A 17,550-nucleotide genomic window follows, 5' to 3' on the forward strand; every position below is an offset into this window, starting at 1 on the left:
TGATTGGCGTTTAAACGATTAACCTTTAAATAATTACTTCAATATGGAAAGTTGTGGTGTATTATCTGACGGTTGTGTTTCTCTGACAGATGCTGTAACCCCAGTTCTTGTTAATTCTTTAATACCATAGGGACGTATAAGCTCTATAAAGGCATCAATTTTGTCTGGATGACCAACGACTTGATATGTCACAACATTTTTAGATGTATCGATAATTTGTGGTCTGAACGGTTCAACAATTGCATTCATTTCCAACCGGACATTTCCAGGAGATACGACTTTAATAAGGGCAAGTTCCCTTAGTACAATCGATTTTTCTGTAATATCGTTTACCTTCAACACATCAATCTGTTTGGACAATTGTTTAATAAGTTGTTCTAACTTTACTTCATCTTCTACATTGACGACAAAAGTCATTTTTGAAATGTTTAATTGTTCTGTATGACCAACCGTTATGGACTCAATATTAAATTGCCTTTTCATCATGAGTCCGGTAATACGGTTCAATACACCACTTTGGTTTATAACGGATACTGTAATGACGCGTTTCAAAATTTCTTCACCCCGATCATTTCATGTAATGCTTTACCTGGTGCAACCATTGGATATACGTTTTCTACTTGCTTTACCCGACAATCGATTAAAACGGGTTCGTCAGAATTTAATGCTTCTTCAAAAATTGCACTGGCTTCATCTAATGTGTCGATTTGATAACCTTTAATGCCATACGCATCAGCTAGTTTTACAAAGTTGGGTTGTACGGGCATTAAACTTTGGGAGTAGCGCCCCTCATAGAAGGTTTGTTGCCATTGTCGAACCATACCTAATGCAAAATTATTTAAAATAACAATTTTTACAGGTAAATGGAATTCCTTTAATAAGGAAAGTTCCTGTGCGGTCATTTGAAAGCCAGCATCACCGCAAATTGCAATGACCTTTTTATCCGGTTTGGCAAATTGGGCACCGATGGCAGCTGGGAATCCGAATCCCATTGTGCCAAGGCCACCCGAAGTAACCCATTGATGACCATAATTTTGGCGATAATATTGGGCAACCCACATTTGATGTTGACCAACATCAGTCGTAATAATCGCATCACCATTTGTAATAGAATGGATCAATTGAATAGCTTGTTGAGGTAATATTTCTTTCTCATCTTCAACATACCAATATGGGAAATTTAATTGCTTTTCATTTAAATAATCGATCCATCCATTTGTATCTGGAGCTTGGAAATCCTGTTTCAAGATCGCTTTTAAAGCTTCCTTTGCATCGGCGACGATAGGTACATCCGTTGGAATATTTTTACCAATTTCAGCTGGGTCGATATCGATATGGATAATCGTTGCGTTAGGTGCAAACCGTTTTGTGTCTCCTGTTAAACGGTCATCAAAGCGAGCGCCAATATTAATAAGTAAATCAGTGTTTTGAATTGCATCGTTGGCTACGACAGCCCCATGCATGCCAGCCATTCCATAATTCAATTCATGATTACCGTGAATACTTCCTAAACCTAATAAAGTATTGACTACAGGAATTTTGTATTTTTCTACGAATGCCGTCAGTTCTTCCCGCGCATCGGCAAATAATACACCTGCCCCAGCCAAAACTAATGGCTTTTTCGATTCACTAATTGCTTGGATCGCCTTTTGTATTTGTAAATAGTTCGGTTTTGAGTTTGGTTGATATCCTGGTAAATATATTTCCTTTTCTCTACTTGCCTCCGCTAAAGCTTCATCAAAAACATCTGCAGAAATATTTTTAGGGAAGTCAATTAACACAGGACCTTTCCGACCAGTATTCGCAATATGGAAAGCTTCTTTTACAATTCTCGGAATATCGTTTACATCTTGTACTTGATAGTTATGTTTTGTAATAGGTGTAGTAATGCCGATTACATCAGCTTCTTGAAAAGCATCGGATCCAATGACAGAAGTGGCAACTTGCCCTGTGAAAATGACTAACGGGATGGAGTCAATCATGGCATCTGTAATTCCGGTTACTAAATTCGTTGCACCAGGACCACTTGTTGCAATAACAACACCTGGTTTATTTAAAACTCGTGCATATCCTTCCGCTGCATGGATAGCACCTTGTTCATGTCTTGTTAAAATATGTCGGATTGGATTTTTATACATAGCATCATATAAATGTAATACAGCACCACCAGGGTAACCAAAAACAATTTCAACATCTTGATCATGGAGTGCTTGAATTAGTAAGTCTGCACCATTTCTTGGTTTATACTTTTCTTCAGGTTGTGATTGACTTTTTGCAGTTGCATCTAATTTTTCGCTTGTTGATACATTAGCAGTCATTAGTTGACGCCTCCTTTTAACTTAAAAAATAAAAATAAAAATAAAAAAGCCTTTTTCTCCAACGCAAAAGAAACCTTTCGCGTAGGGATGAAAAAGACTTTCATGGTACCACCCTTATTCGTAGCAAATTGCTACCTCGTGAATAGTTTTAACAACCTATCTACATAAAATTCTAAATATTTAGAAATTTTTATGTGCAACTAGACAGGAACACTATTCGTTTATAACGAGCACTTCGAAATATGCCCGGAGCTATCTAATGGCTAATCGCGTTTAATAGCTCACTCCGAGGGGATGTCAGTTATAGTTGTATCATCGGCTTCCAGCAATACCGACTCTCTGGTAAATACAAGACTCTATAACCTTTAACCTCATCATCGAATTTACATATTTACTTTTCCATTATCACTTTAATAAACCAGTCTGATGAATTATATTTTCATAATGCCGCCTTTAGAAGCATTTGTTACAAGTTTTGAATATCTTGCTAACCATCCTTTTTTAATTTTAGGTTCGAATGGTTTTAAATTTTGACGACGTTCATTTAACACTTCGTCTGAAACTTCAAGGTGAATTGTTCTGTTTGGTAAGTCAATGACAATGGTATCACCATTTTCAATTAAAGCGATTGGACCTCCTTCAGCAGCTTCCGGTGAAATATGTCCAATCGATATTCCCCTTGAAGCACCGCTAAAACGTCCATCTGTAATTAAAGCTACTTTTGTTCCTAGCCCCCTCCCCATAATGGCTGATGTAGGAGCAAGCATTTCTGGCATACCCGGACCACCTTTTGGCCCTTCGTAACGAATAACGACAACATGTCCCTCTTTTACAGTTCCGTTATCAATGGCTGCTTGTGCTTCGTCCTGGGAATCAAAAACAATAGCTTCACCGACGAAGGTTTGAATGGATGGGTCCACAGCACCAACTTTAATAACAGAACCTTCAGGTGCAATGTTACCATATAAAATAGATAATCCGCCAACAGGGCTATATGGATTATCTTTTGTACGAATGACTTGATCATTGGTAATTTGATAATCCTTCACTAGTTCCTCCATCGTTTTACCTGCAACGGTTAAGCGATTAGGATGAATAGCTCCTGGAATTTTTGTTAACTCATTAATAATGGCACTTACGCCACCAGCTTTATTAATATCATCCATGGAAATATCAGATGCTGGCATTATTTTGGCTAAGTATGGAACGCGGGCTGCAACTTTATTAATATCCTGTAAGTCATAGTCAATTTCAGCTTCATTTGCAATAGCTAGGGTATGAAGAACTGTATTCGTTGAACCACCCATTGCCATATCAAGGGCAAATGCATCATCAATTGCTTCTTTAGTAATAATATCCCGAGGTTTAATATCCTCTTTAATCATTCGAATTAAATGTTTAGCTGCTTCTTTTATAAGTTCGTGTCGTTGTTCACTCGTCGCAACAATCGTACCGTTTCCAGGAAGGGCTACACCTAACATTTCCATTAAACAGTTCATCGAATTTGCTGTGAACATTCCTGAACATGAACCGCATGTTGGACAAGCATTATTTTCGATATCTAATAGTTCTTCAGCGGACATATTCCCTGATTTATGTGCTCCAACACCTTCAAAGACAGATGTTAATGATAATTGTTTTCCTGAAGATGATTTACCAGCTTCCATTGGGCCACCTGAGACAAATATAGAAGGTACATTCGTCCGTACAGCTGCCATTAACATTCCTGGTGTAATTTTGTCACAGTTAGGAATGTAAAATACACCATCAAACCAGTGGGCATTAATAACCGTTTCTGCTGAGTCAGCTATTAATTCACGGCTTGGTAACGAATAACGCATTCCAATGTGCCCCATTGCAATTCCATCGTCAACACCAATTGTATTAAATTCGAATGGAATACCACCTGCTTCAATGATTGCTTCCTTTACAACGTCCGCAAATTGACGTAAGTGGACGTGTCCGGGAATAATATCGACATAAGAATTACATATACCGATAAATGGTTTCCCTAAATCTTTCGCTTTTACTTTACCAGTAGCATAAAGAAGACTACGGTGAGGAGCACGATCAACTCCTACTTTAATCATGTCACTTCTCATTATTGAAACGCCCCTCATGTTTTCTACTCTGTTATGAAATTTTAAATAGAATAATAGTTTAAAAATTGTTCAATCATGTTGGATTTAAGTTACATGATTGTGTTCGCTTTACTAGAGCGAACGTTTTAAATTGTTGTTATCATAGTACAAAAACCGTTGTTAGGTCAATATGATTTTTTTAATTATTTTCACAATTTGAAAAACTCCAATAATTTGTAATCGTTTACAATCACGTTATAACAAGCATTATGTTTTTTTAATTAATTTTGAAATTTTTTCAAAATTTTATGATTTATTAAATAAAATCCAATAATTAATTTTGATAATCAGATTCATTTTCTTTGAAGGAGCTCTTATCATATGGATGTTAAAAATCTTTTTTTGAAAAAATAAAAAGCCTAGTATTTACTAGGCTTTTGCTGATGCATTGTTATTTTATTAGAAATAAATCCCATGAGAGGTTCAATAGTATGACACTGTGCAAAAAGGCCAAAAGTATTCCACGTCGATTTAACTTTTTCATCATTTTCATATCCATACTAAACACCTCATTTTTTTATTTTTTATTTCTTTTTTGAAATTATACTCCCTCTTTTTTAAAAAAGCAAAAGTTTTTGAATATTTTGTGAACGTTTTTTAAAAATTTTCAATGAAAACCGTTGGATGATTTACGGATCCAATTAAATTCGAATGTATTGATGCATTTGTTCTTTAATAATTGTGCATATTACTTACTAAAGAGCTGTATTACCTAGGATGTAAGACTTTAATTCAAGTTTAATGATCAAATTTTAGGCTATAGGTAAGTACACGCTTTTAATAAATAAAAGGAGTTGACTAAATAATGATGAGCTTCATTTGGTATTTAGTTATTGGCGGAGTACTTGGGTGGCTTGCTGGAGTCATTATCGGTAGAGATGTGCCTGGAGGAATTATCGGAAACATTGTAGCCGGTATCGTTGGTTCCTGGATCGGCAGTGCTGTGTTAGGAAATTGGGGATGGCAAGTTTCTGATTTTTACGTTTTCCCTGCTCTAATTGGTGCAATCGTTTTAATCTTTATTGTAAGTCTCATTATGAGATCAATGAGAAAAGCGACTTAATTCAATGTTCTTGTCTAAAAAGAATAAAATTTGTTTTTAACTACGGATAAAGACGAAAGTCTCCACTCATTCAAACTATATGATGTATCCAAATCGATGAATGATGAGTCTTTCGTCTTTTTTTGCCGTAGAAAAAAGGCAGTTTTTTATAAATGATATTTAATTTTTTCGACTCAATTGTACAAGTTCCTCGCCGACTTCTTCATATAGATGATAATAATACAATATATCTTCTACATATTCTTCGCTATGGTTATAATTAAAAATGGCCTTTCTCAACTCTCCGTCAGAAGCTCCTGATTTTGATAAGTAATTTGCTGCACTATAAATGGCATCTTCAATATCGTAAGGGTCGGCTATACCATCGCCATTTGCATCAACCCCATATCCACCGTATTTTTCGATCATTTCAGGATTTGTTTTTTCAACTGAAGGAATTTCCCCTTCTCCTAACCCACTGCATGTTGGATGATTCCAACCGACAAAGGTACACGGCATAAATTGCATATGTCCTTCAGCTCCAGCGGGAGATATTAATTCCTTCATAGTTGAAAATTTTGTTTCTACACGATGATGTGCTGCTAATAATGTCCATGGTACTCCATATGCTTCTCCTGCTGAAATATATATAGGGATATACTCCTCTGGAATTTCAATATCAAAATGTTCTTGAATGTTAATTTTCTCCTCATGATGAAACGAGGAGAAATTTTTTATATTATCCCAAACTAAAAAAACACAAAAATAAACTGTTACGGAAACAGGAATTAATAAAACGATAAGAAATAATTTTTTAGCAGGGCTAATCAATGGTTTTTTTGGCTTTTTTTTAAAAGTTTTATTTGCCACTTTAGCCACATCCTTAAAGAGATATTTATGATTCAAAACTATTAATTAAATAAAATTTATTTTAAATATTGTAATAAAAGGTAGCTTTATGTAAAATAGCTTTCTATACTATTTATGTATTATACAACAAGGAGTGATATAAAATGTGGAAAGAGTTTAAAGAATTTGCTATGAGAGGTAATGTTATCGATCTAGCAATCGGTGTTGTTATTGGTGCTGCTTTCGGTAAAATTGTTTCATCATTAGTAGAAAATATTATTACCCCACTTATCGGTATGATTACAGGTGGTATAAATTTAACAAATAGCCTTATTTTCGGTATTGGCGAAGCAGAAATTAAACTCGGTGTATTTATCCAATCTATCATTGACTTCATTATTATTGCCTTTTCTATCTTTATGGTATTACGACTATTAACGAAATTAAATCGTAAAAAGAAAGAAGAAACAGCAGAAGAGCCTTCAGCTCCTGAAGTTGATGTAAAAGAAGAGCTACTGATGGAAATTCGTGATTTATTAAAAAATAAACAATCTTAATTCAAAAAGTATTTAACTATTATTGGTTAAATACTTTTTATTTATACCTTTTTTCATTCTTTTTCCATGTAAATATTATTTTTCATTACGAGAGTGTTGTTTTCACTACTTTAACGTGATAAATTGTATTAATAATCGATTCATTGCTAATGTTTCGTAAAATGTGACAACTTTGAAAGAGAAAGAAGTGATTTATATGACAAAGCGTTCAATTGAAACGAAGCTTGTTCAATTAGGAAATTTAAGTGATATTAAAACGGGTGCTGTCAATCCTCCCATTTATATGTCAACGGCTTATAAACATAATGGAATTGGACAGTCGACTGGATATGATTACACTCGAACGAAAAATCCAACACGTGAAATTTTAGAAAAAGGTATTGCTGACTTAGAAAATGGTGATGCTGGTTTTGCTTGTAGTTCAGGTATGGCAGCAGTTCAGCTCGTTCTTTCCTTGTTTAAACCAGGAGATGAAATTATCGTACCTGATGATATTTACGGTGGTACATACCGCTTATTAAAAACGTTTAGTGAAACATATAATATAAACCCTGTCTATTTTTCTTCTATTGAAGAGATAGAAGGTCTTGTTAACGAAAATACGAAAGCAATTTTCCTTGAAACACCGACAAACCCACTTATGATTGAATTTGAACTTGATCAATTTGCAGCAATTTGTAAAAAGCATCATTTATTATTTATCGTTGACAATACTTTCTATACACCATACTTCCAGCGTCCAATCGAACATGGTGCAGATATTGTATTACATAGTGCAACGAAATATATTGCAGGACATAATGATGTATTAGCAGGATTAGTCGTTGCTAAAGGAGAAAGTTTATGTGAAAAATTAGCCTTTGCCCATAATGAAATGGGATTAGTACTTTCCCCTATGGATAGTTGGCTTGTCATTAGAGGATTAAAAACAATGCACCTTCGTTTAAAACAACATGATCAAAACGGTAAAAAAGTAGCCGCTTATCTAGAATCTGAACCTTTAGTAAGCGATGTTTTGTATACCGGTAAAGGTGGTATGTTATCCTTTAGAGTTCAAAAAGCAGAAATGGTAGATCCTTTCCTTCAAAAAATTCAATTAATTACCTTTGCGGAGAGTCTTGGAGGAGTTGAAAGTTTTATTACTTACCCAGCTACCCAAACCCATGCGGATATTCCATATGAAGAGCGAGTTGCACGTGGTGTGGATGATCGTTTGTTACGTTTCTCTGTTGGAGTAGAAGAAGCTGAGGATATTATTGCTGATTTAAAACAAGTATTTGATCAATTAAGACGAGAGTTTTAAAACATAATATAAGAAAAATCTGCTCGTTTTCTAATGAAATGTACGTAGACAATGACGTCAACCAAAATAGTCATAGCATAAAAAAATGCTATGACTTCTGTATTGACCATTTGACACACTTCATAGAAAATAGCAGATTTTTATATTTCGTCTTTTAACCGTTAATTCATTTTAATGATCGTAACGAGAGTGCTCAGAAATATCACTTAAAGCATCCCCTGCTTCATTTACATAAATATTCTCTCTTGCTAAGTCACCAATTGCAATTATACCTACAATTTCTCCATTTTCTACAACTGGAATACGACGAATTTGGTGCTGTGCCATCATTCGTGCACATTCATGAATATCAGTATCCGCTGTACACGTAACAACATCAGTTGACATACAGTCATGACAGTGAACAGAATTACTATCTTTTCCTTCTGCTACACAAGTGATTACGATATCACGGTCAGTAATAATCCCTACTACTTCCTTTCCTTCACAAACAGGTACGGAACCACACTCAATATCCCGCATAATTTTGGCAGCAGCTGTTACAGAATCGTGGGGGGTACATACTTTAATATCTTTCGTCATGATTTCAGAAACAGTTTTCATTTTCTTACCTCCATTCAAATTTACTCTTTTATTTTCTGTTATTTCAATAAAATTATTCCTAAAAGGATGAATGGAAAGAAAAAACATAAAAAAAGCCAGGCAACTATACCTGACTTTTAAAATTTTATTTATCTAATCTTTCTTTAATTAAAGTTTCTATATCGATTGCAATCGTCTCATATGGAACACCATCTGCACTGTCAGAATAACCAGTATAACTTTTTACTGCTGTTCCTTTTTCATCTACAAGGTAAAAAGTTGAACCATGAATAACTTGATCCCCTTCTTTCGGCATTTTCACTAATGATTTAAATGAATTTAATGCGAACTGTTCAATCCATTTTTGATCATAATTCGTTAGTAAATTCCATTTCGATTCATCTGCTAATGTGTAATGACTTAAATACTCAGAAAGTACTTCCGGTGTATCATTGGCTGGGTCTACGGAGAAACCGACAATGTTGTAATCTTCCACTCCACGTTTTTCTAATTCTTCTTGAATTGTTGTCATATTAAAAGTCATTGGCTGACAAATCGTTGTACAATTTGTAAATATAAACATAGCTAACCAAGGTTTCCCTTTTAATTGCTCGAGCGAAACTTCTTCACCGCGATGATTCATAGCTGTAAAATCTTCAACTTCATATTCAATATCCGGTTTAAATTTATAATTGCTACATGCACTTAAAATAGTTATAAGTGTTAGTATTCCGATAAGTCCGACTAATTTCTTTTTCAATGTATTCACTCCCTCTAGTCCTTCTCTCATATTATCGAAATACTAAACTTAGTACAACCATTCGAGTTAATAGTTCTCGAACAAATTTGTGAATTTTACCACTTTATTTTAACAATTAATTTTGATGCATGGATATAATGGCAGTGTGAATTGCATCAAGTTTCGTTTCAATACGGTATAACAAATAAAATGATACGAGTATTGGAAAACCGATTTCTTGAACTAAAGAGACCCATTCTTGCATCAATTTTTCCTCCATTCGATATAACTTGAATAAAAAAGCCGACAAAATCTGATGGATGATTTTGCCGACTTCTAATCTGATGTTCTTTAACTATTTTGTGTTAAATTAAATTCCGAAACATTGCGTTCAATAATACGGGCTTGATTTATCGCTACTAATTTATGTCCTTCATTATGAAAAACATCAGCTGTCATAATTGTTTGCATCGCCGCTGCGATTTCCGTAGGTGTTAAGTTTGGTTTCGGTTCATTTACAGATAGTGTCATTGTTTTGCCATTGGCTGTATCAAATTTCAACTCTAATACTTGTGCCATTTAAAAAACTCCCTTCTTTTTTCATTGCATTATAGTTCGACAAATTCAGTTTCGATTTTTTGTGCTTTTTGTAATGTGTAGTTTGAAAGACTTGTTAACACTTGAACTACTGCAGCAATTTGTGAAGCTTCCACATTAGCACGGACATTTCTGTACGTCTTAGAAGTTATAATTGGCTTGCCTTGCTCATCAACCCCTGTTTCAAATGATAATTTTAATGTGGCATTTTCAAAATTATATGCTGCCATCTTTCATTCCCCCTTTCATTAATATAAATACCTTCTAATGATGGAAAAAGAGACATTAAATTTAGTGAAAACTTTTGAAGTTCCTTTTATAATAGATATTATTGAAATTAAAGAGGTGAACGGTTTGAATTTAGAAGGTTGGTTTTTATGGTTTATATTATTTTGGGTATTCGTCCTCATTACGTTAATGGGTATTGGTGGATTTTTCATGTTCCGAAAATTTTTGAAGGCATTGCCAAAACAGGATGGAAAGTCAGATTTGGATTGGCAAAATTATTATTTAGATAAAACAATCCATCTTTGGAATGATGAGTCAAAGGAATTATTAAATGAATTAGTAAGTCCTGTTCCTGAGTTGTTTCGACAAGTAGCAAAGGAAAAAATCGCGGGGAAAATTGGAGAAATTGCTTTAAAAGAAAAAGCGAAATCTATAACCCATGATTTGATTATTAAAGGTTATATTCAAGCAACACCAAAACGGGATCATAAGTTTTTAAGAAAAAAATTAGATGAAATGAAAATTGATGTATCGCCTTATGAACAATATTTTGAATAAGTGATCTTTTTACATATGAACAAAAGGGATTGTCCATCGAGACAATCCCTTTTGTTTAAGCTGTAATTAAACTTTTTTCAATTTTTTTATATTGTATAAACATGGCGATTCGCCAAGGCCATAGCATAGAGAATGCTAAAATCCAAAACATTCCGCCAAGTTCACCTATATTAAAGGAATTAGAAAGAATTACTTTCATAAACACTCGAATAATGAGTAATCCTCCTAAAATAAAGAAAAAAGCTTTTGAACGTTTCATGTAAATTTCATCTTGCCTTACTTCAAATTTAGATGTGGCAATTAATACGGTTGAAAAGATAATTCCAACTACGACAGCTTCTAATATTTGTAACGGTGTAACACGGAATTCCTCAAAAATAAACATCAGAGCACCTGATGACATAGCGATGGGAGGAATTAAGATTTTCTTAGCAGTAACTGGTTTTTTTTGAGATCGGATACGAACAAACATTACAAATAATCCCATAAATATTGCCATTACTGTTGAACCGATTATTAAATATTGAGAAGGTATATTAACGAACATAACTCTTCCCTCCTCTTGCAATCTCTATATAAAATAACGTATTGATAATACCTTATTTTCTAAATAAATTCCACAATATGCTCAATTAAAATCCTGCTAAAAGATTAGCAGGATTCTTTATAGTTCATTATTAATCAAAAATATTATCAACGATCATTTTCAAATGGTTTTGTTCAAAAGGTTTTGTAATAAAATCCTTTGCACCCGCTTCAATTGCTTCAACTATAATTTTTTGTTGATCGAGAGCTGATAGCATTATTATATTTGCATTAGGATATTGGGGCAGTATTTCTTTTACAGCATCTAATCCAGACATAATCGGCATTGTAACATCCATTATGACGAGATCAGGCTGTAATTGTTTATACAATTCTACAGCTTCTTTACCGTTTGAAGCTTCTCCAACAATTTCAAAACCCCATTCCTTCAACATATTGCCAACTTTTACTCGCATAAAAAGTGTATCGTCTACTATTAATACTGTTGGCATAATATATTCCCCTTTTTTCTATATTACAGGCAATTTTCTTTTAGTTTATTAAAAACCGGTAAATCCTCCAAAGAAAGGAGAAAGCAGGCGAATAATATAATCTAAACCGTCGAAAAATAGTAAAACTCCGACAGCAATCATAATAACCCCACCGACTTTAACGATTTTTTGGCTATGTTTACGAATCCAGCCAAGTTTAGAAATGAAGAATGATAATATAAAGAACGGTATTGCAAAGCCAAAGTAGTAAGCTAACATATACCATAGTCCAGATTGTGGATTAGCTCCTGCTAAAGTAATAATAGACATTAAAATCGGACCTGTACAAGGGGTCCAACCTGCAGCAAATGCAAGGCCAATTAATAATGAACCTAAGTATCCAGACGGTCTATTTTTAAATTGAAATTTATGATCTTTCATTAAAAAATCAATTTGTAATAACCCTACAATCATTAACCCGAAAATGACAATTAGAATTGCACCAATTTGTCTTAATAAATCTTGATACGAGATGAAAAAATCTCTTGCCAACGAAGTTCCAAAACCGATGGCAATAAAAATGATGGAAAAACCAATTAAAAAGAATAACGTATGTAAAATGGCTCTCTTTTGTAACATCCCTTTTTCATTTTTCAGCTCATCATAACTCATCCCCGTTATGTAGGATAAAAAAGCTGGATAAAGGGGCAAAGTACAGGGTGAAATAAAACTTAAAAACCCTGCACCGAATGCTAAAAAGACATTAACATCTGTGTTCATGTAGTTCTCTCCTTACAATTAATGTCTTCATCGTACCAAACTTTTCATCAAAATGCCTTTAAAGGAATGTGAAAATTTCATGTCCAATTCATTATGAAGACAATACGATGTTCACTTAATAATGATGTGTTAAGTATCTATATACTTCCCCTTATAAGTTCTAAAAAAGTCCAAATTATTAAAATAAATAACTACACTTTACTATTTACGGTTTGTTGGTTTAAAATATGTTTCTTTCTCGACTCTATAATCGTTGATATCGTAAAGAGCAGGATTGCTAACCAAATGAAACTAAAGGATACTAATTCCGTTGATGTAAAGGGCTCGTGATATAAAACGATTCCTAAAATAAGTACAATGGTAGGAGTCATATATTGGATAAAACCGATTACGTATTGCGGTAGCAATTTCGCCCCTTTTGCAAATAATATAAGAGGGTATGCAGTTACTACCCCACCTAAAATTAAATAAAGATCCGTTTGCCAATTAAAATGTAAAAAGGACATCTTATTAGTAGACATAATATAAATATAGTAAGCTAAAGCGAAAGGTAGCATAAATAACGTTTCGATTACTAATCCACGCGTAGCATTCAGGGTAATTTTTTTCTTTAATGCACTATAAATTGCAAAACTAAAGGCAATTAAAAGGGCTATCCATGGTATTTTTCCATAGCCGAAAGTTAAAAATAGCACACCAATGAATGCGACAAGTACTGAACATAATTGAAGCTTCGATAACTTTTCGTTAAAGAAAATCATTCCAAACACAACCGTAATTAATGGGTTAATATAATAACCTAAACTTGCATCTACTACATGGTCATTATTAACTGCATAAATATATAAAAACCAGTTGCAAGAAATGACGAAGGAAGCTGCTAGAAGAGATAGAAATAGTTTTTTATTTTTCCATAAAGATTTTAAATCTTCCATAAGTAAATGTCTTTGTTTAATGATTAAAATAAAAATAAACGTAAAAACAAAGGACCAAATTACTCTAGAAACTAATACTTCTAAACTATCAACATGATTTAGTAGCTTCCAGTAAAGGGGAAAGATCCCCCATATTCCATATGCTGCGAATGCATAAAAAATACCTTTTTGATTTTCATTCATTTTGACACCTTCTTCAATTTATATCTGTAGAATACACCAATTATAGTCCTCGAAAATAATGAAGTAAATGACTATGCCTCATTCATTCCTTTAAAACCTTTAGAATAGAAAAAATGCGCAATATTGATAGGAAAGAAAGGGATGTTTCAATTTGAAACATCCCCTACTCCCCTTTATTGTACGATTCCGTTTTGTAATAAATACATTTTATGGTAAAGCCCTTGTTGTGCTAACAATTCTTGATGGGTACCCTTTTCAATAATTTCCCCTTGATGTAAAACTAAAATTTGTTCAGCATCTTGAATAGTTGAGAGACGATGGGCGATTGCAATGGTTGTTCTCCCTTTTCTCATCTTCTCTAAGGAAGATTGAATAGCTACTTCCGTTTCTGTATCAATCGATGCTGTTGCTTCATCTAAAACTAATATTTTTGGATTGGTTGCAATCGTTCGGGCAAAGGCTACAAGTTGGCGCTGACCACTTGAGAATGTCGAACCTCTTTCCGTTACCCGTTGCTTATATCCGTTTGGTAATTGTTCGATAAACGTGTCGGCTTGAACAAACTTCGCTGCATCGACTACATCTTCTTCGGTCAATTCATCATTAAATAGTTTAATGTTACTTTCTATCGTTCCATAAAATAGAAACGGATCTTGAAGTACTAAACCAATTTTTCTTCTTAACTCATTTTTACTATAGGATTTAATCGAAACTCCATCTATGAAAATATCACCTTGTTCAAATTCGTAAAAGCGCATTAATAAATTAATAATCGAACTTTTCCCGCTTCCAGTATGTCCAACAAGAGCAATCGTTTCACCAGGTTTCACAGTAAAGGAAATATTTTTTAATACATTTGTTTTGCCATCATAACTAAAAGTAACATTTTTAAATTCAATCAAACCTTCAGTGATAAGTTCATTGCTTTCCCCTTGTTTTGGTTCGATTTCTTCTTCATCAAGTAAAGTGAACACTCGGGATCCAGCAACGATGGCTTGTTGATAAATCGCTAATCGTTCCATTACATTATTAACAGGTTCAAAAAATCGATTGATATATGTGATAAACGCATATACCGTTCCGACTTCAATGGCCGTTTCAAAGGACGTAATTCCGAAATAGGTTAATAAAATGACAATGGCAGTAAAATAGATTAGATCAATAACGGGACGAAGTAAAATACTATTCAACTTTGTATTATTCATCATCGCTATGTAATGCTCATGATTAATTTCGTCAAATTCGTCATTAAATCGTTTTTCCTGCCTAAAAGCTTGGATAATGCCCATGCCAGATAAACTCTCCGCTAATTTAGCGTTCAATTGACTTAACTTTTCCCTCATCGTCATATAGACAACGGAACTATATTTTCGATATAAATAAACTACTAAGAAAATAAGCGGGAGTAAAATGAGTGTAAACAATGCTAACAATGGATTTAATAAAAACATCGCAACATATATCCCTACAATTAGGAAAGCAGCTTGGACGAAAGTACTTAAAACGGAAACAAATAAATCTTTAATTGCCTCTGTATCATTTGTCGCCCGGGATACAATCGTCCCTGCCGGCGTATCATCGAAATAGCGCATACCTAGTTGATGAATTTTCTTAAATACGTCGATTCTTAGTTGCTGTATAATCTTTAAAGCAATCTCTTGGAATTTTACTAACTGCAAATAGGAAATAACGACATTTAACACTTGGATGATAAAATAAGATACGGCTAGAAGAATAATTGGTTGGAAATCAAAATTCCCAACTGCTAAGTGATCATCTAGGAATACTTTTATTATATAAGGTCCTAAAACGTCGCCAATAACCGTCAACAATAATAAAAATAGGGCGAAAGAAACTGCTTTTTTATGAGGTTTCAAGTAACTAAAAAGTCTAATAACAATTTGTCTTTGTTCTTTACTAGAAAAGGCTGGTTGTTTATTCATTTGACTTCCCCTCCCTTTTCTACTAATTGTTCCAATTGTTGAAGTTGATACATTTCATAATAACGTCCTTGGAGTTCCATTAATTCCTCGTGGGTACCCTTTTCTACAATTGTTCCTTCATGCATCACAATAATGAGATGAGCATGTTCAATGGCACTTAAACGATGGGATGTAATAATCGTTGTAGAATCTTCTCTTGCTTCTTTCAAAGATTTTAAAATGGATTCTTCCGTTTTAGCATCTACTGCAGATAAAGAATCATCTAAAATTAATAGTTCAGGTTGCATCATTAAAGCACGAGCAATCGATATCCGCTGCTTTTGACCACCAGATAGCGAAACTCCTCGTTCACCAACAATTGTGTCGTATCCTTCAGTAAAACGTAAAATGTCAACATGTATATGGGCAAGCTTTGCAACTCGTTCCACTGTTTCTTTGTCCGCTTTAGGGTTAATAAATGCGATATTTTCATAAACGGATGCTGAAAATAGAAAATGGTCTTGAGGAACGTAACCAATGGCTTCTCTCAATTTAATTTTTTTATATTCATCGATAGAGTGATCCCCAAATTTTATTACACCGTCAAAACCTTCAAATTCACGGAGTAACAGTTTTAAAATTGACGTCTTTCCAGAACCAGTTTTACCGACGATTCCTAATGTTTGGCCTTGTTTTAATTCAAAGTGTACGTTATATAATGCGCTAGCTTCATCACCAGGAAATTTAAAATCATTGACTGAAAATAAAATATCACCGTTCGGTTTTGTATCAATTGCCTGTTCTTTATCATCGATTTGAACTGGAACAGATAAAAGTTGTTCAATTCGATCATAGGAAGCAGATCCCCGTTCCATAATGTTAAACAACATACCAAAGGCAAGCATTGGCCAAACAAGTAAACCTAAGTATGTGTTAAAAGCAACTAAGTCTCCGATTGACATTGTACCTTCATGAATAAATTTTGCTCCAAAACCGAGACTTAACATGAAACTAAATCCAATAATTAAACTAATGGTCGGATCGAATAAAGAATCAATTTTAGCTACTTTCATATTTTTTTCTACTACATCATTGGAAAGTCGGGTAAAGTCATCAGTATCCTCCTTTTGTTGACCAAAAGTTTTAATGACCTTGATACCTGAAATACTTTCCTGTGTTTTATCGTTTAGATCAGAAAAGGCAGCTTGTGCATCACGAAACTTTAAATGTAGTAATTTACCATAGTAACTAGTAGATATGGCCATAAGTGGCATTGGAATTAAAGCAATTAAAGTTAATCGCCAGTCGATCGTAAAAGCCATCGCAATAATCACAAATCCACCAGTCGTCACAGAGTCAAATAAAGTTAATACTCCGCCTCCTGCAGTTTGTTGTACCGCAGATATGTCGTTTGTTGCATGGGCCATTAAGTCACCAACTCGACGTTGTTGATAGAAGGACGGACTCATTTTACTAAAATGACGGAAAAGTTTTTCCCTTAAATTTTTCGCAAGATAATTGGATGAACCAAAGATCATTAGTCGCCAATAGTAGCGAAGCATATATGCTAAAATGGCTACAATTACAATAAGACCAACCCATTTCCCAAGGGAACCAGGTGTAAGTTTACGACTACCGATTTCATCGATGACATAACCTATAACCTTTGGCGGAATTAAATTTAATACCGCTACTAAAGCAAGCATCGTTAGCCCAATAAGATACTCTTTTTTCCTTTCTTTAAAAAACCAACCTAATTTCAAAAAGACTTTCATCGATTCACCTTCTTCTTGCCTCAGT

Annotated in this window: 19 protein-coding genes; 4 read left to right on the top strand and 15 right to left on the bottom strand. The window is 34.0% G+C overall.

What is annotated here, in order from left to right:
- Window positions 1–33: 33 nt before the first annotated feature.
- The 3 genes from ilvN to ilvD all read right to left on the bottom strand — a co-directional run bounded on the left by ilvN (window position 34) and on the right by ilvD (window position 4,420).
- Window positions 34–552, bottom strand: a complete 519-nt coding sequence (gene ilvN, locus ACH0B5_RS04375) for an acetolactate synthase small subunit (RefSeq protein ID WP_122970639.1) — start codon at window positions 550–552, stop codon at window positions 34–36.
- Complete coding sequence (gene ilvB, locus ACH0B5_RS04380) at window positions 549–2,318, bottom strand: biosynthetic-type acetolactate synthase large subunit (RefSeq protein WP_122970638.1); 1,770 nt, start codon at window positions 2,316–2,318, stop codon at window positions 549–551. The genes ilvN and ilvB overlap by 4 nt, the downstream gene beginning before the upstream one ends.
- Before the next feature lie 431 nt (window positions 2,319–2,749).
- Window positions 2,750–4,420, bottom strand: a complete 1,671-nt coding sequence (ilvD, locus tag ACH0B5_RS04385) for a dihydroxy-acid dehydratase (RefSeq protein WP_406927456.1) — start codon at window positions 4,418–4,420, stop codon at window positions 2,750–2,752.
- An 844-nt stretch (window positions 4,421–5,264) separates the two neighbouring features.
- Between ilvD and ACH0B5_RS04390 the strand changes: the two genes are divergently transcribed.
- Window positions 5,265–5,522 carry a GlsB/YeaQ/YmgE family stress response membrane protein gene (locus tag ACH0B5_RS04390; protein ID WP_122970636.1) on the top strand — a complete coding sequence of 86 codons (258 nt, stop codon included), beginning with the start codon at window positions 5,265–5,267 and terminating at the stop codon, window positions 5,520–5,522.
- Between the two features lie 159 nt (window positions 5,523–5,681).
- Here ACH0B5_RS04390 and ACH0B5_RS04395 read toward each other — a convergent pair whose 3' ends face one another.
- Window positions 5,682–6,371 (bottom strand): lytic transglycosylase domain-containing protein, encoded by a 690-nt coding sequence (locus ACH0B5_RS04395; protein WP_406927457.1) that lies wholly within the window; start codon window positions 6,369–6,371, stop codon window positions 5,682–5,684.
- A 143-nt stretch (window positions 6,372–6,514) separates the two neighbouring features.
- Here ACH0B5_RS04395 and mscL point away from each other — a divergent pair, with 143 nt between their 5' ends.
- Both mscL and ACH0B5_RS04405 read left to right on the top strand, forming a co-directional pair.
- The gene (mscL, locus tag ACH0B5_RS04400; protein WP_122970634.1) at window positions 6,515–6,907 is read left to right on the top strand and encodes a large conductance mechanosensitive channel protein MscL; all 393 of its coding nucleotides are present in this window, start codon (window positions 6,515–6,517) and stop codon (window positions 6,905–6,907) included.
- A 196-nt stretch (window positions 6,908–7,103) separates the two neighbouring features.
- Window positions 7,104–8,210 (top strand): methionine biosynthesis PLP-dependent protein, encoded by a 1,107-nt coding sequence (locus tag ACH0B5_RS04405; protein ID WP_406927458.1) that lies wholly within the window; start codon window positions 7,104–7,106, stop codon window positions 8,208–8,210.
- Between the two features lie 171 nt (window positions 8,211–8,381).
- Here the strand turns inward: ACH0B5_RS04405 and ACH0B5_RS04410 are convergent, their stop codons facing one another.
- The 5 genes from ACH0B5_RS04410 to ACH0B5_RS04430 all read right to left on the bottom strand — a co-directional run bounded on the left by ACH0B5_RS04410 (window position 8,382) and on the right by ACH0B5_RS04430 (window position 10,358).
- Entirely contained in the window at window positions 8,382–8,813 is a 432-nt protein-coding gene (locus ACH0B5_RS04410) for a CBS domain-containing protein (RefSeq protein WP_122970632.1), read from the bottom strand.
- Window positions 8,814–8,937: 124 nt separating this feature from the next.
- The gene (locus tag ACH0B5_RS04415) at window positions 8,938–9,552 is read right to left on the bottom strand and encodes an SCO family protein (RefSeq protein WP_406927459.1); all 615 of its coding nucleotides are present in this window, start codon (window positions 9,550–9,552) and stop codon (window positions 8,938–8,940) included.
- Window positions 9,553–9,667: 115 nt separating this feature from the next.
- On the bottom strand, window positions 9,668–9,796 hold the full coding sequence (locus tag ACH0B5_RS04420) for a YvrJ family protein (RefSeq protein WP_122970630.1): 129 nt from the start codon (window positions 9,794–9,796) through the stop codon (window positions 9,668–9,670).
- Window positions 9,797–9,882: 86 nt separating this feature from the next.
- On the bottom strand, window positions 9,883–10,110 hold the full coding sequence (locus ACH0B5_RS04425) for a DUF2922 domain-containing protein (protein WP_406927460.1): 228 nt from the start codon (window positions 10,108–10,110) through the stop codon (window positions 9,883–9,885).
- A 29-nt stretch (window positions 10,111–10,139) separates the two neighbouring features.
- Window positions 10,140–10,358 carry a DUF1659 domain-containing protein gene (locus tag ACH0B5_RS04430; RefSeq protein WP_406927461.1) on the bottom strand — a complete coding sequence of 73 codons (219 nt, stop codon included), beginning with the start codon at window positions 10,356–10,358 and terminating at the stop codon, window positions 10,140–10,142.
- 124 nt (window positions 10,359–10,482) lie between these two features.
- Between ACH0B5_RS04430 and ACH0B5_RS04435 the strand changes: the two genes are divergently transcribed.
- Window positions 10,483–10,914, top strand: coding sequence for a DUF2621 domain-containing protein (locus ACH0B5_RS04435; RefSeq protein WP_277749706.1), 432 nt, complete (start codon window positions 10,483–10,485; stop codon window positions 10,912–10,914).
- Window positions 10,915–10,969: 55 nt separating this feature from the next.
- On the opposite strand, the gene ACH0B5_RS04440 is transcribed toward ACH0B5_RS04435, so the two are convergent.
- The 6 genes from ACH0B5_RS04440 to ACH0B5_RS04465 all read right to left on the bottom strand — a co-directional run bounded on the left by ACH0B5_RS04440 (window position 10,970) and on the right by ACH0B5_RS04465 (window position 17,525).
- On the bottom strand, window positions 10,970–11,461 hold the full coding sequence (locus ACH0B5_RS04440) for a CcdC family protein (protein WP_122970627.1): 492 nt from the start codon (window positions 11,459–11,461) through the stop codon (window positions 10,970–10,972).
- Window positions 11,462–11,591: 130 nt separating this feature from the next.
- Window positions 11,592–11,951, bottom strand: coding sequence for a response regulator (locus ACH0B5_RS04445; RefSeq protein ID WP_122970626.1), 360 nt, complete (start codon window positions 11,949–11,951; stop codon window positions 11,592–11,594).
- Window positions 11,952–11,999: 48 nt separating this feature from the next.
- The gene (locus ACH0B5_RS04450; RefSeq protein ID WP_122970625.1) at window positions 12,000–12,710 is read right to left on the bottom strand and encodes a cytochrome c biogenesis CcdA family protein; all 711 of its coding nucleotides are present in this window, start codon (window positions 12,708–12,710) and stop codon (window positions 12,000–12,002) included.
- A gap of 191 nt (window positions 12,711–12,901) precedes the next feature.
- Window positions 12,902–13,828 carry an EamA family transporter RarD gene (rarD, locus tag ACH0B5_RS04455; RefSeq protein WP_341362125.1) on the bottom strand — a complete coding sequence of 309 codons (927 nt, stop codon included), beginning with the start codon at window positions 13,826–13,828 and terminating at the stop codon, window positions 12,902–12,904.
- Window positions 13,829–14,001: 173 nt separating this feature from the next.
- Complete coding sequence (locus ACH0B5_RS04460) at window positions 14,002–15,771, bottom strand: ABC transporter ATP-binding protein (protein ID WP_406927462.1); 1,770 nt, start codon at window positions 15,769–15,771, stop codon at window positions 14,002–14,004.
- Complete coding sequence (locus ACH0B5_RS04465; protein WP_341362127.1) at window positions 15,768–17,525, bottom strand: ABC transporter transmembrane domain-containing protein; 1,758 nt, start codon at window positions 17,523–17,525, stop codon at window positions 15,768–15,770. The genes ACH0B5_RS04460 and ACH0B5_RS04465 overlap by 4 nt, the downstream gene beginning before the upstream one ends.
- Between the last annotated feature and the right edge of the window lie 25 nt (window positions 17,526–17,550).

The organism is Ureibacillus sp. 179-F W5.1 NHS, assembly GCF_045369345.1.
In the GTDB taxonomy this organism is placed as follows: Bacteria; Bacillota; Bacilli; order Bacillales_A; family Planococcaceae; genus Ureibacillus; species Ureibacillus halotolerans.

Excerpts from the sequence above, each read along its gene's own strand:
- rarD (WP_341362125.1), bottom strand. The coding sequence starts at position 13,828 with ATGAATGAAAATCAAAAAGGTATTTTTTATGCATTCGCAGCATATGGA.
- ACH0B5_RS04430 (WP_406927461.1), bottom strand. The coding sequence starts at position 10,358 with ATGGCAGCATATAATTTTGAAAATGCCACATTAAAATTATCATTTGAA.
- ACH0B5_RS04445 (WP_122970626.1), bottom strand. The coding sequence starts at position 11,951 with ATGCCAACAGTATTAATAGTAGACGATACACTTTTTATGCGAGTAAAA.
- ilvB (WP_122970638.1), bottom strand. The coding sequence starts at position 2,318 with ATGACTGCTAATGTATCAACAAGCGAAAAATTAGATGCAACTGCAAAA.
- ACH0B5_RS04450 (WP_122970625.1), bottom strand. The coding sequence starts at position 12,710 with ATGAACACAGATGTTAATGTCTTTTTAGCATTCGGTGCAGGGTTTTTA.
- ACH0B5_RS04440 (WP_122970627.1), bottom strand. The coding sequence starts at position 11,461 with ATGTTCGTTAATATACCTTCTCAATATTTAATAATCGGTTCAACAGTA.
- ACH0B5_RS04405 (WP_406927458.1), top strand. The coding sequence starts at position 7,104 with ATGACAAAGCGTTCAATTGAAACGAAGCTTGTTCAATTAGGAAATTTA.
- ACH0B5_RS04425 (WP_406927460.1), bottom strand. The coding sequence starts at position 10,110 with ATGGCACAAGTATTAGAGTTGAAATTTGATACAGCCAATGGCAAAACA.
- ACH0B5_RS04460 (WP_406927462.1), bottom strand. The coding sequence starts at position 15,771 with ATGAATAAACAACCAGCCTTTTCTAGTAAAGAACAAAGACAAATTGTT.
- mscL (WP_122970634.1), top strand. The coding sequence starts at position 6,515 with ATGTGGAAAGAGTTTAAAGAATTTGCTATGAGAGGTAATGTTATCGAT.
- ACH0B5_RS04420 (WP_122970630.1), bottom strand. The coding sequence starts at position 9,796 with ATGCAAGAATGGGTCTCTTTAGTTCAAGAAATCGGTTTTCCAATACTC.
- ACH0B5_RS04410 (WP_122970632.1), bottom strand. The coding sequence starts at position 8,813 with ATGAAAACTGTTTCTGAAATCATGACGAAAGATATTAAAGTATGTACC.
- ilvD (WP_406927456.1), bottom strand. The coding sequence starts at position 4,420 with ATGAGAAGTGACATGATTAAAGTAGGAGTTGATCGTGCTCCTCACCGT.
- ACH0B5_RS04390 (WP_122970636.1), top strand. The coding sequence starts at position 5,265 with ATGATGAGCTTCATTTGGTATTTAGTTATTGGCGGAGTACTTGGGTGG.
- ACH0B5_RS04465 (WP_341362127.1), bottom strand. The coding sequence starts at position 17,525 with ATGAAAGTCTTTTTGAAATTAGGTTGGTTTTTTAAAGAAAGGAAAAAA.